This window comes from Paenibacillus sp. FSL P4-0184, from assembly GCF_038004625.1.
Taxonomy (GTDB): Bacteria; Bacillota; Bacilli; order Paenibacillales; family Paenibacillaceae; genus Paenibacillus_AQ.
Genome location: NZ_JBBORN010000001.1, coordinates 1082120 through 1094675, shown reverse-complemented (window position 1 = coordinate 1094675; position 12556 = coordinate 1082120). Strand labels below are relative to the sequence as shown.

Annotated in this window: 12 protein-coding genes; 8 read left to right on the top strand and 4 right to left on the bottom strand. The window is 42.3% G+C overall.

Annotation, left to right across the window (positions count from 1 at the left end):
- Positions 1 to 20 precede the first annotated feature (20 nt).
- The 4 genes from qoxD to qoxA are packed head-to-tail and all read right to left on the bottom strand — an operon-like array spanning position 21 to position 3886.
- Positions 21 to 314, bottom strand: a complete 294-nt coding sequence (gene qoxD, locus MKY52_RS04680) for a cytochrome aa3 quinol oxidase subunit IV (RefSeq protein WP_179085737.1) — start codon at positions 312 to 314, stop codon at positions 21 to 23.
- Between the two features lies 1 nt (position 315).
- The gene (qoxC, locus tag MKY52_RS04675; protein ID WP_076283869.1) at positions 316 to 912 is read right to left on the bottom strand and encodes a cytochrome aa3 quinol oxidase subunit III; all 597 of its coding nucleotides are present in this window, start codon (positions 910 to 912) and stop codon (positions 316 to 318) included.
- Entirely contained in the window at positions 909 to 2852 is a 1944-nt protein-coding gene (gene qoxB / locus MKY52_RS04670; protein ID WP_042185110.1) for a cytochrome aa3 quinol oxidase subunit I, read from the bottom strand. Before qoxB ends, qoxC begins: the two co-directional genes overlap by 4 nt.
- Before the next feature lie 38 nt (positions 2853 to 2890).
- The gene (gene qoxA, locus MKY52_RS04665; protein ID WP_076283870.1) at positions 2891 to 3886 is read right to left on the bottom strand and encodes a cytochrome aa3 quinol oxidase subunit II; all 996 of its coding nucleotides are present in this window, start codon (positions 3884 to 3886) and stop codon (positions 2891 to 2893) included.
- Positions 3887 to 4370: 484 nt separating this feature from the next.
- Here qoxA and MKY52_RS04660 point away from each other — a divergent pair, with 484 nt between their 5' ends.
- The 8 genes from MKY52_RS04660 to MKY52_RS04625 all read left to right on the top strand — a co-directional run bounded on the left by MKY52_RS04660 (position 4371) and on the right by MKY52_RS04625 (position 12553).
- Positions 4371 to 5492 carry a polysaccharide deacetylase gene (locus MKY52_RS04660; protein WP_341050115.1) on the top strand — a complete coding sequence of 374 codons (1122 nt, stop codon included), beginning with the start codon at positions 4371 to 4373 and terminating at the stop codon, positions 5490 to 5492.
- 210 nt (positions 5493 to 5702) lie between these two features.
- Complete coding sequence (locus tag MKY52_RS04655; protein WP_076283872.1) at positions 5703 to 6473, top strand: amino acid ABC transporter substrate-binding protein; 771 nt, start codon at positions 5703 to 5705, stop codon at positions 6471 to 6473.
- 29 nt (positions 6474 to 6502) lie between these two features.
- Positions 6503 to 7162, top strand: a complete 660-nt coding sequence (locus tag MKY52_RS04650) for an amino acid ABC transporter permease (protein ID WP_149646444.1) — start codon at positions 6503 to 6505, stop codon at positions 7160 to 7162.
- A gap of 15 nt (positions 7163 to 7177) precedes the next feature.
- Complete coding sequence (locus tag MKY52_RS04645; RefSeq protein WP_445670978.1) at positions 7178 to 7930, top strand: amino acid ABC transporter ATP-binding protein; 753 nt, start codon at positions 7178 to 7180, stop codon at positions 7928 to 7930.
- Between the two features lie 168 nt (positions 7931 to 8098).
- Positions 8099 to 8488, top strand: coding sequence for a GntR family transcriptional regulator (locus tag MKY52_RS04640; RefSeq protein ID WP_076283874.1), 390 nt, complete (start codon positions 8099 to 8101; stop codon positions 8486 to 8488).
- Complete coding sequence (locus MKY52_RS04635; protein WP_341050112.1) at positions 8481 to 9383, top strand: ABC transporter ATP-binding protein; 903 nt, start codon at positions 8481 to 8483, stop codon at positions 9381 to 9383. Before MKY52_RS04640 ends, MKY52_RS04635 begins: the two co-directional genes overlap by 8 nt.
- Complete coding sequence (locus MKY52_RS04630) at positions 9358 to 11382, top strand: hypothetical protein (protein ID WP_341050110.1); 2025 nt, start codon at positions 9358 to 9360, stop codon at positions 11380 to 11382. The genes MKY52_RS04635 and MKY52_RS04630 overlap by 26 nt, the downstream gene beginning before the upstream one ends.
- Before the next feature lie 367 nt (positions 11383 to 11749).
- The gene (locus tag MKY52_RS04625; RefSeq protein WP_341050108.1) at positions 11750 to 12553 is read left to right on the top strand and encodes a nucleotidyltransferase domain-containing protein; all 804 of its coding nucleotides are present in this window, start codon (positions 11750 to 11752) and stop codon (positions 12551 to 12553) included.
- Positions 12554 to 12556 lie beyond the last annotated feature (3 nt).

Here is a 12556-nt window from a genome sequence, read left to right as displayed (position 1 = left end):
TTGTGTGTTATTGAATGGAGTTAAGCATACCAGCCCCATACGAAGATGAAGAGCGTACCAAAGATCGTAACTAAGCCAACGAATAAGGCATAGGCGATATTGAGGTAGAGTTCTTTCTTGGTATCAGCTGATTCTCCAATATGCATGAACAGGAAGAGCTGCAGGGAAGCCTGAATGAGCGCTGTAATAAGCAGGATAGCCATGTTCGCACTATTAGATAGATCAAGGTAGATTACAGCAAGTGCAGCCACAGAAAGGACAAGAGAGGCTAAGAAACCCATCACATGGCGAATTGGAAACAGTTGCTTCATCATGCTACATCAGTCCTTTCAGATAGACGAAGCTGAAAATAAAGATCCAGACAACGTCCAAGAAATGCCAGTACAGCGAGAAGATAAAGGATTTATTGGCCGTAGCCGGAGTAATACCTTGACGCTTCAACTGGATTAAGATAGCCGCACCCCACAGGAACCCGAACGATACGTGAGCTCCGTGTGTTCCCAGCAGTACAAAGAGACTGGATAGGAATCCGCTGGTTTGAAGTGTAGCCCCTTCGTGAACATAAGTGACAAACTCCATGATTTCAATACCAAGGAAGCCGAGACCCATGAGTAGGGTTAGTCCGAAAAAGACCATCATAGCTTTCTGGTAACCATGCCGCATAGCATGAACTGCAAGACCGATCGTAAATGAGCTTGTCAACAGCAGTAATGTTTCGATCATCACGGGACCAATTTCAAAAAGGTCCGGCCCGCTAGGGCCGCTGGCAAAACGGTCAACCATTACAAAGTAAACAGTGAACAACGTAGCGAACAGTGCAATCTCTGCTCCTAGAAAGACCCAGAAGCCAAAGATTTTATTACTATTCTCTTCTGTTGAGTATTCAAGCGGCTTAGACGCATCTATTTTCATATTGTCTCACCCCGCAATTTCTTTTCAGTAGCAATAACTTCTTCTGCAGGGATGTAGAATCCATGATCCCGGTCGAAGGACATAGCAGCTAGAACGATGAGGATACCTACTCCAGAGAGAATGGCTGGAATCCAGAGACTGAATACCAGAGAGAATCCTGCAATGAAGAAGATAACACCCAGAATAAATGGTTTGCCTGAATTGCTAGGCATATGAATCTTAGTAATCTTGTCTTCGTATAGAGGTACGTTGTCTTGTTTAGAGAACCAGTAGGCATCGCGTGTTTTTACGGTTGGAACCACTGCGAAGTTGTAAGCTGGAATCGGACTTTTCGTTGCCCACTCCAGTGTACGTGCATCCCATGGATCTCCATTTGTATCTCTTGGTTCATAACGTGTACTCCAGTAGATGTTATACACCAGAATTACAAATCCGACTGTAAGGCCTATCGCCCCTATGAACGAGACCATACTGAGCGGACCAAATCCGGTATCCGCAGAATAAGTGTATTGTCGACGTGTCATTCCCTTAAGTCCGAGAAGGAACAGTGGGAAGAACGATACGTTAAAGGAAATAATAATCCACCAGAAGGCATGTTTACCAAGACGTTCGTTCAAACGGAAGCCGAATACTTTAGGGAACCAGTAGTGGAAACCTGCGATAACGGCGAATACAGCACCTGGAATGAGAACGTAATGGAAATGTGCTACCAGGAACATTGTATTATGGTACTGATAATCGGCGCTGGCCATGGCCAGCATGACACCTGTTACCCCACCAATCGTAAAGATCGGGATAAAGGCAAGCGAATATAGCATCGGTGTCGTAAATGATATTCGCCCTTTTCGTAAGGTGAATAGCCAGTTAAATATTTTCACACCTGTTGGAACGGCAATGGCCATAGTAGTAATCGAGAAGAAACTGTTAACCATAGCGCCTTGACCCATTGTATAGAAATGGTGAGCCCATACTAAGAAGGACAAGAGGGAGATGATCAACATACTAAAGACCATGGATGTATATCCATACAGGTTCTTTTTGGAGAAGGTGGCGATAATTTCACTATAAATACCGAAGGCAGGTAGTACAACGATATATACTTCTGGATGTCCCCATACCCAGAAAAGGTTGGCCCATAACATATCCATACCGCCGTTGGCCATCGTGAAGAATTGAGAGCCGAATAACCGGTCGAACATCATCAAAGCGAGCGCAACCGTAAGCACTGGGAAAGCGAATACGATAATTACGTTCGTGATTAGCACGGACCATGTAAACATTGGCATTTTCATCAGCTTCATACCAGGAGCACGCATCTTCAGAATCGTTACAATAAAGTTAACGCCTGTGAGGAGTGTACCGATACCTGATATTTGTAGCGCGAGCGAGTAGTAGTTGTTACCCACCGTAGGGCTGAACTCTATACTTGCTAGTGGGAAGTATGCAGACCAACCAGCATCTGGTGATCCCCCGATAACAAACGAAATGTTAAGCAGCATTGCTCCGAAGAAGAAGAGCCAGAAGCTGACAGCGTTAAGACGTGGGAAGGCAACGTCTCTGGCACCGATTTGTAGCGGTACGATAACGTTCATCAGACCGATAATAAACGGCATGGCCATAAAGAGGATCATGATCAAGCCGTGTGTTGTAAATACCTCGTTGTAATGCTGTGCGTCAAGAAATTTCATGTCTGGGGCTGCGGTTTGCAGCTTCATCATAATAGCGTCAACGCCGCCGCGGAAAAGCATTAGTAGCGCAGCAAGGATATACATAACCCCGATACGTTTGTGGTCAACGGTAGTTAACCATTCGCGCCATAAATATCCCCATTTTTTAAAATAGGTTAGGCCGACGATAATCCCGATTGTAGCTAAAACAATACTTGCCATAGCCCCGTAAATCAGGGGTTCGCCATGGACCTTAAATTTATCCCAATCCATTAGGAAACGCTCCTTTCAAGTTGCTCAATTAACATGGACTAATGTCCTTCATGTGTAGTGCTCTGTTCATCCAGTTCTGGATTAGGTTCACTGTTAAATTCTGTCTCGCTAGATGGTGCAGGAGACGGATGAATTTCTTTATTATCCTGATGTTCCATAGTTCCATTATCCATATCCATTTCTTTACCATTATTACTCATATGGTCGCCATGTTCTCCCGGAGGAGGGCTAAAGGATAAGTGAGTGTTGGTGTATGTTTTGCGTCCGACATATTCCATTTTCAAAAGATTTTTGAATTCGTCTTCAGTTAATGGACCTGCTGTTTCTTTAACATCTTTTACCCATTCTTGATAGTCCTTATCAGTCATCGCAAGGGCTTCGAACTCCATGTGGGCAAAACCCTTACCATTAAAGTTCGCATTTCTTCCGGTATAAGAACCTACAGTATCCGCTGAAAGATGCAGAGTGGTAAGCATGTCACTCATCGCATATTTCTGTCCTCCCAATTGAGGGATCCAGAGACTTGAGATCGTACCGAAAGAGTACAATCTGAACTCGACAGCGCGGTGAACTGGAATGTTCACGTAGTTTACGGTTTCAATACCTTCCTCAGGATAGCTGAAATGCCATTTCCAGTTGGAGGAGGAAGCGTAGATTACAAGCGGTTTCTGATCTTTATAATCCGCTGCAACGTTTTCTACATCTACTGTCGTTTTGACAGTGACCACGGAGAGGAATGCCACGATAATAATCGGGATTGTAATCCAGATGGCCTCCAACCATTTGTTTCCTTCCTCGTGAGGAGGAATATAATCTTCATTACTTTTCTTAGCGCGGTACTTCAAAAGTACAAAGACATATAAGATGTAGACAACTGCTAGAACACCGAGCATCATAACAATGGAGAGGATGATCGTGTCAGACAGAGTTCTCGCAGCCGGCCCCTTCGGATTCAGAACAGCGATTGAACTGCATCCTGGCAAGAGTAAAATTAGGCTGAGAAATAAAGCGTATAACGGTCCCTTTTTGTTCATGCTTAAGCTCCTTCCTTCAATACTTCTATTAATTAACCCTCATCATTACCTTCATATATAGTAAGAACTAATGAGAAAGAAAGCAAAAGACTTATTTTTCCATATGAGCCATAATAGACCTTAATAATGGCGATCAAGTTAAATATGTGTGATCAATTTGTTACAAGTTCCTAATGATATGATAAAGATCACTGTAGCCACGCTGTTTAATGGTTATTTATTTCTGTTCAAACTTTGTTCAATAATTTACTAAAGTTGCTAATTTGGACACATCTATTTTGTGCAAAAGCATTGGAATTTAACCATTTATTGTTGGTGTGACAGGATTTGGCCGAAATCCGTATTTGATGAATTTTGTCGAAATATCTGCAAGTCTTAAAAAGGGTAACAAATTATTCTGTATTAAGTTACAATCTCTCAAATTTCTATCTATTAATCTATGATAATGTTATAGGTAAATATACGAGATGGGAGATTTTTTGAGATGTTTAAAAAGAAAGTGTGGCTATTATTTATAGTATTATTCGTATGTACGGGTTTGGTACGAGAGATAGATACAGTGAATGCAGCGGGTGCGGCAGGATCCCTGAAATTAGGGGTGAACGATAAATTAACTAAAATTGATGCAGTGTCGATAAAGGATACATATTATGTTTCACTGCGTGATTTGTCCCTAGAACTGAATCTGAATCTTACCCTTCAGGGTGTTGGAATTCATGTTCAAGGGAACAATGGTTCCATCGAACTGCTGAATGATCACGCAACGGCTCTTCTCCCTAATGGAAAGACTATTCCGCTGAAAACATTTGTGGAAAATGGTAGAACGATGGTTCCTGTAAAGATGACCTCTCATCTTGGATTTTCAATTTCGTTTAAGCCAGCTCAATCTTTATTAAGAGTGTATAATTCCGGGGCTAAATTAGATGATGCTGCATTCGTGAATCAACATAAAAAGGCTTTGCAACAAAATGTACCTACAGGGACGACAGGCACAAAGGGGAAAGTTGTGTATCTTAGCTTTGATGATGGCCCATCCGCTACAACCTCTCAACTACTTGATATCTTGGCGAAGTATGATGCGAAGGCAACCTTCTTCATGTTAGGAAATAACATGAACGCACACGCGTCTCAAGTGAAACGTTTAGTGAAAGATGGACATGCACCTGCTTTGCACGGCATGACACATGTGAAAGATAAATTTTATGCTTCTCCAGCTTCTGCGTTGAAAGAGATGAATGACGATAATGCAATTCTGAAGAAGATTACAGGTCAAAGTACAACGCTGATTCGTACACCTTATGGTAGTAAGCCTTATTTAACAAAAGCTTATAGAGATAAGATACTAACTCAAGGGTACCATCTGTGGGATTGGAACGTTGACTCTGAGGATTGGAGATATAAGAACGATAGTAATTCCATCTATAATACGGTTATGAGAGAAGTTCATAGTCTGAAGAAGAGCAGCCCAGTGATTCTAATGCATGATCAAAAGGCTACACTTAAAGTTCTTCCACGCATCCTAGAGGCGCTGAAGAAAGAAGGCTATGCGTTTCATATTATTACTTCAGATATGGAGCCTAACAATTTTTGGAACGATAAGCGCTAAATCTGATAGTGAAATTAAATCATTTATATTGTTGAGGCGGCAGATTTGATCTGTCGTCTTTTTTTGTTGTCTGAAATCTTTGTAGATTTGACACATGTAGACTTCTCTAATCTATCGACGTAGTTAATTTGTCATGTTATCATGATACTCTGATAACGTATTAGCGAACTAAAGCACACAGCACTGTGTCAACGATGGGGGATAAAAGAGATGAAGAAAAATGCACTTTTAGTTTTATTTATGATCATGGTTATTGCAGCTTTATCAGGCTGTTCGTCTTCTGGGAGCAAGGATGGAAAGCTGGTGATTGGGATTGATGATAAGTTCGCTCCGATGGGCTTTAGAGATGAGAACAATGAAATTGTTGGGTTTGATATCGACTATGCCGGAGCTGCAGCTGAGAAAATGGGCAAAGAAATCACTTTTCAGCCTATTGACTGGTCAGCTAAGGAGTCAGAATTGAATAGTGGGCGCATTGATATGATTTGGAATGGTTATACCATCACAGATGAACGTAAGGAAAAGGTATTATTCACTAAGCCCTATCTCGAGAATAGTCAGGTTGTAGTCGTATTAGCGGATTCCTCTATTTCAAAGCTTGAGGATTTGGCTGGTAAAGAGGTAGGACTTCAAAGTCTATCCTCCGCTGCCGATGCATTAAATGCTAATCCGATTAAAGACCAAATTGCTAATCTGTCGGAATTTCCGGATAATGTGCTAGCGCTCACAGATTTGAAGACTAAGCGCCTGGACGGTGTAGTCATTGATGAAGTGGTAGCCAGATATTATATGTCAAAAGAGCCTAATACCTTTAAGCTACTAGATGAATCGCTTGCTCCTGAGCAGTACGGTATTGGAATTAAGAAAGGTAATGAGGCACTACTGGAAGAACTTCAAAAGGCTTTGGATGAAATGAACAACGACGGAACAGCTGAGAAGATCTCCACGAAGTGGTTTGGTGAGAATAAGGTATTGAAATAGAAGGTCAATATACAGAGTTTATTGGAGAAATGAAAATGGATTATATAATACAAATTTCCGGGCCGATGTTAGAAGGCGCGCGTACAACTATTTTATTGTTTCTTATTGTTATTTTGGTGTCGATTCCGCTCGGGTTCCTAGTCACTTTGATGGCGAAGAGTGTGATCAAGCCCGTGGCTTGGATTGCACATACCTATATCTATGTCATGCGGGGAACACCACTTTTACTGCAATTGTTATTTTTTTGCTTTGGGTTACCACAGATTCCGGTGATTGGGCAATATCTGGTCATGGACCGCTTCGTTGCGGCGAGTCTTGGATTTATTCTTAACTATGGGGCCTATTTCGCGGAGATCTTCCGTGGGGGTATGCTCTCCATTGATAAAGGGCAGCATGAAGCAGCCAAAGTACTCGGACTGAGTAAATGGCAAACGCTGCGCAAGGTAATTCTAGCTCAAATGTTTAGGGTAGCTTTGCCAGCTGTGGCCAATGAATCGATTTCCTTGGTCAAAGATACGGCCTTGCTGTATGCCGTTGCTGTACCTGAGCTACTGAACTATGCCAAAACAGCAGTGAATCGAGACTTTACTGTAACCCCCTTTGTAGTGGCGGGAGTGATTTACTTACTGATGACGCTGGTGCTCACTTTATTCTTCAAAGCACTGGAGAAACGTTTTAAATTCGAGTAGAGGGACTGTCTGAATATGAGTAACATGATAGAAGTAAGTGATTTACAGAAATCCTTCGGCAAATTGGATGTGTTGAAGAAGGTTAGTTTCAATATCCAGGCGGGAGAAGCCGTCGCTGTTATCGGGCCTTCAGGTTCAGGTAAGAGTACGATGCTGCGTAGTCTAGTACACCTAGAGGAAATTACGGGTGGAAGCATCTTCATCCAAGGCAAGCCGCTCGTGGAGAATGGAAAATATGCTAGTGGAGCAAGTATTCGTGAGATCACGGCGTCCATGGGAATGGTGTTTCAACACTTTAACCTATTTCCACATTTAACGGTGCGGGGCAATCTAGAGCTAGCTCCAAGGATGTTGAAACGGGAGAGCGTGAAGGAGATTACGGCTAGAAGTGAGAACTTACTTTCTAAGGTAGGACTTGCTGAAAAAGCGGATGTGTATCCTGCAAAGCTGTCGGGTGGACAAAAGCAACGGGTTGCTATTGCGAGAGCATTAATGCTCAATCCTGATATTCTATTGTTCGATGAACCCACTTCCGCGCTTGATCCTGAACTCACGGGCGAGGTACTACGCGTCATCCGTCAACTTGCTGAGGAGAATATGACGATGATTGTTGTCACTCATGAGATGAACTTTGCTCGTGATGTGGCTGATCGTGTGATTTTCATGGACAACGGTGAGATTACGGAGTCTGGAACACCAGAGCAGATTTTTGATCGTCCACAGCAGGAGCGCACTCGAATTTTTCTGAATCAAGAGACGAGAGTATGAATACCTCCTCAGGCTAATAAAGTGTCTATTCATGAGAAAAAACCCCCACAGGTTTTTATAACTGTGGGGGTTTTTGCGTTGACATAAAGATTGAACTGTATTAATAATAGTAGTACAGTTAATACACATTATCATGAACTAAGGGAAGACAGTGAAAGGAGGATGGTTATGTTCGAATTGGACGTTCGCAGTCGCAAGCCGATTTATGAGCAGCTGACCGATAAGGTCAAGGAGATGATTTTACATGGTATTTTGCAGACTGATGAACAACTGCCTTCGGTAAGGACATTATCCCAACAGCTAACCGTGAATCCCAATACGATTCAGAAGGCTTACCGTGAATTGGAACGTGAGGGGTATATCTATTCACTGCAAGGGAAAGGGAGTTTTGTAGCCCCAATGAAAAAAGAACAGAATGAGATTAAAAAAGCCGAAGTACGTGCTGAGTTGCTTAGACTGATGGCGGAAGCGGTATACCTTGGGTTCACCGCAGCTGAGATTAGTTCATTGTATGAGCAAGTGGAGAAGCAGAGAGAAGGAGGGAAAAGTGATGATTGAGATTCGAGGCGTCAGTAAGTTATTTCAAGGGGAGAAGGCAGTCGACGATATCTCTTTAACGGTACGTAAAGGGGCGATTTATGGGCTGCTCGGCTCTAATGGCGCGGGTAAAACTACGCTGCTGAAAACCTTGGCGGGCATTTTCTCTCCAGATAAAGGGACCGTGAAGGTGGATGGTGAAGCGGTATTCGAACACCCGACGACTAAGCAACGGGTTATTTTTATGCCGGATGCTCCTTACTTTTTCCCGCAATCCACCATGCTGCAAATGGCGGCCTTCTATCGCTCGATTTATCCGAGCTGGAATCAGAAGCGTTTTGAAGATTTGGGAACCGTATTTCAGCTCGATAAGAAGCGCAAGCTTAGTCGTTTCTCCAAAGGGATGCAGCGGCAAGCCTCATTCTGGTTATGTTTAAGCTGTATGCCAGATGTGCTTATTATGGATGAGCCGATTGACGGATTAGATCCGGTGATGCGGCGTCAGATCAAAAACCTGCTATTTCAGGAGGTTGCTGAACGCGAGCTGACGGTAATCATTTCTTCACATAATCTTCGTGAGATCGAAGATCTGTGTGATCATGTTGGGATTATGCATGGTGGGAAGATGCTGATTGAGAAGGATCTGGATGATCTTAAGGCGGATACACATAAGATTCAAGTGGCCTTCCGAGATGAACGGCATGAAATTCCGTTAGCAGCGAAGCTGCAAATATTACATCAAGAACGCCGGGGGAGCGTGAACCTGTACATAGTAAAAGGAGATCGTGAACGAATCAAAGCGGCTTTTCAGGTGTACGAGCCATACGTGTTCGATTTGCTTCCATTGACGTTAGAAGAAATCTTTATTTATGAAATGGGGGATGTCGGATATGACGCGCAGCCGATACTACTTTAATAGCAGTATTATTCGCCAGAACTTCCGCCAGCATGGCTGGATAGGGATTATATATGCACTTGGCCTAATGTTCGCACTTCCATTGCAGCTGTTCATGAGTATCGATCCAAATGCAAAACCGCAGGAAATCGATCATTTATTCCGCATCTCTGGTAATGTGCAAGCATTGTTCATTATTACGATCCCTGTTGCTGCTGGACTCTTTTTATTCCGATACCTTCAGGCAAAATCTCCATCAGATCTATGGCATAGCCTGCCTTTACGCAGAGAGCATTTATTTACGGCTCATCTGACAAGTGGACTTACCTTACTGTTGGTACCGGTTTGGTTAACTGCAGGGGTGGTTGCGGTTGTTAAGCGATGGAGTGGTAATTTTTATGTTTTTCAGGGCGCAGATATTTGGCAATGGTGTATCACAGTTAGTATTCTGACTTTGTTCCTCTTCTGCTTTAGTGTTTTTGTGGGAATATGCACGGGCCAATCTATTCTTCAGGGAATTATCATTTATATTTTGCTTATTCTTCCTGTTGTACTGATCTCATTAATCAATAGCCACTTAGTCATGTATCTTTATGGTTATGCAAATGCAAATGTAAACTTCCGTGATTCTAGTTTGCAGATGTGGTCTCCGTTTGTTCATATCGTGTATTATTTTACCGGCAAACCATTTACCAATACAGAATTGTGGATTTATGGAGTATTGTCCCTTTTATTTATTGGATTATCCTACCTGTTATACCGTAAACGTAATACGGAAAAAGCGGGTCAGGCTATTGCTTTTGGATATTTCAACCCGCTGTTTAAAGCAGGGGTTATGTTATGTACTATGCTTATTTCTGGGAATTATTTTGCACAAATGAAGCAACAGCAAATGGGCTGGGTAATTAGTGGATATGCCATTGGAGCCATTATCGGCTATGTTGCTGCGGAAATGATTATTCGGAAAACATGGCAGATTATGACGCGTAAAGTGTTAGCAGAGTTTGCGGTTTATGCAGTAATGCTGGGGTTACTTCTGTATATCCCGATATCAAGTGTTACCGGGTATGAAGCTAGAGTACCTTCCGGTGATAAGATTAGTGGTGTGTATATGGGATCTAACTACCGTTGGTATACCCCCACGGATGATTTGTACACTACTACACCCTATATGGGGCAGGACCCTTTTTCCGATGATAAAGATTATATAGAAGCTGTCCGTAAACTTCATCAAGCGGTAATTGCGGTACGTCCAGAACATACCTCACAACAATACGCTTATGAATATTTTACCATCGCCTATCAATTGGAGAACGGTCACAAGCTAGTGAGGGAATACTGGATCCCTAATAAGGGGTTTGAATCAGAGCTCAAGGCGGTTAAGGATACCGAAGCTTACAAGTATGAAAAGTATAATTTAGCTCTCTTAGACAAAGACCTGGATTATATGTGGGTTACTAACAGGAATAAAAAAGTAGCCATCTCTGATCCTCAGGAAATTTCAGAGCTAAAAGAGATTATCAAACGCGAAATTTCGAATATGTCCTACGAAGTACAGATAGATAAGGACGGGAAACCTGATATGGCTGGTATCCAAACAGAGGTAAAGGCAAAAGATGACAGCAACCAAGTTTCTTCAAGTTATGGTTATTATTATCCGTGGAAGTCTTCTTTCCATGAGCTTGAAAAGTGGATGAACGAAAAAGGCTATGCCGATAAAATACGAATAACAGCTGGAGATATCCAATCGGCAGAGATTGTAAAAGACGACTTTATGGATAAGCAAACACCTAAGAATCCTACGAGTCCTGAACAAAGAGTAGTGCTTGCACGTGAAAAGAATCGTACAGTTGTTACGAAGGATAAGGCACTATTAACGGATATTTTAGATCATCGTTTCAATTATGGAGTTGAGAATGGCAACTACATTGTGAAGTTGCTGTATAAGGAGGGTTATAGTGATTTCGTTATGTTAAAAGCGTCCGATATGACGGCTGAATTGAAAGTATTGCTGAAATAAGCTAAGAATAAGGTAAGTAAAAGATTACAGAAAAAGACTACTGGTTGACAGAAACTGGATAGTTGGATTATGCTTTTGGAGATATGTTAAGGATGAAATGGTACTGAATAAAATATAATTTGACTTGGGGGTAAGGACAGATGAATAACAATATGAATAATCAGCCATCGTATAATGCTTATCCATATTTGCGTCCATCTGTTCCCTTGGCTTACAGGTCAGCCTTAGAATCAGTGTATTCATTTCCGGTGAATCAACAACGCTATATTAACCGGTAAGGAGTTCTGTATTTAGGTGAAGCCCGGCCATGGACGATGGAGTCCATGGTCTTTTTTGCATATTTAGAAGGTTTAAGGGAGGGGTTAATATGTCGGAAATACATCAATCGATCATTCAGCAGCTTCGGACCATTGAATCTGAAGAACAAGTCCGCATTTTGTATGCGTGTGAATCGGGGAGCCGGGCTTGGGGATTTCCATCCAAAGATAGTGATTATGATGTTAGATTCCTATACATACGGAGACCTGAGGCGTATTTATCTATTTTTGAGCACAGGGATGTAATAGAACGGCCGATCAGTGACATGCTTGATATTAACGGTTGGGACTTGAAGAAGGGGCTTAATCTATTTCGGAAATCTAATCCGCCTCTGCTGGAATGGTTAGAATCACCGATTCGCTATGAAGAAAAATACGCTGTAGCCGAAAGTATCCGCGAACTCTCGCCACATAGCTTTTCGCCAAAATCATGCATTTACCACTATTTGAACATGGCGCGAGGAAATTACCGGGATTATCTGCAAGGCAGTGAGGTTAAAATCAAGAAATATTTTTACGTATTAAGACCACTCTTAGCATGCGCTTGGATTGAAAAATACAACGAAGTGCCGCCGCTCGATTTTAATGTGCTTGTACAGGATTTGATTCCACAAGGTTCAGAATTACAGGAAGCCGTGCAGAACCTGTTATCTCGTAAAATGTCCGGTGATGAACTAAATCTGGAGCCGCGCTTAGATGTTATCAATACTTATTTGGAGGAGAGAATTGCTCATTACGAGGCGGTTGCTTCTGCTTTTGAACAGAGTGTTGGTGTTATGGATGAAGCGTTAGATATCTTGTTCCGATCAGCACTGATAGAGGTCTGGGGAGAAACGGGGCAATGGAACTGGTAAGTT

Coding starts and splice junctions, on each gene's coding strand:
- qoxD (WP_179085737.1), bottom strand. CDS start 314: ATGATGAAGCAACTGTTTCCAATTCGCCATGTGATGGGTTTCTTAGCC.
- qoxC (WP_076283869.1), bottom strand. CDS start 912: ATGAAAATAGATGCGTCTAAGCCGCTTGAATACTCAACAGAAGAGAAT.
- qoxB (WP_042185110.1), bottom strand. CDS start 2,852: ATGGATTGGGATAAATTTAAGGTCCATGGCGAACCCCTGATTTACGGG.
- qoxA (WP_076283870.1), bottom strand. CDS start 3,886: ATGAACAAAAAGGGACCGTTATACGCTTTATTTCTCAGCCTAATTTTA.
- MKY52_RS04660 (WP_341050115.1), top strand. CDS start 4,371: ATGTTTAAAAAGAAAGTGTGGCTATTATTTATAGTATTATTCGTATGT.
- MKY52_RS04655 (WP_076283872.1), top strand. CDS start 5,703: ATGAAGAAAAATGCACTTTTAGTTTTATTTATGATCATGGTTATTGCA.
- MKY52_RS04650 (WP_149646444.1), top strand. CDS start 6,503: ATGAAAATGGATTATATAATACAAATTTCCGGGCCGATGTTAGAAGGC.
- MKY52_RS04645 (WP_445670978.1), top strand. CDS start 7,178: ATGAGTAACATGATAGAAGTAAGTGATTTACAGAAATCCTTCGGCAAA.
- MKY52_RS04640 (WP_076283874.1), top strand. CDS start 8,099: ATGTTCGAATTGGACGTTCGCAGTCGCAAGCCGATTTATGAGCAGCTG.
- MKY52_RS04635 (WP_341050112.1), top strand. CDS start 8,481: ATGATTGAGATTCGAGGCGTCAGTAAGTTATTTCAAGGGGAGAAGGCA.
- MKY52_RS04630 (WP_341050110.1), top strand. CDS start 9,358: ATGACGCGCAGCCGATACTACTTTAATAGCAGTATTATTCGCCAGAAC.
- MKY52_RS04625 (WP_341050108.1), top strand. CDS start 11,750: ATGTCGGAAATACATCAATCGATCATTCAGCAGCTTCGGACCATTGAA.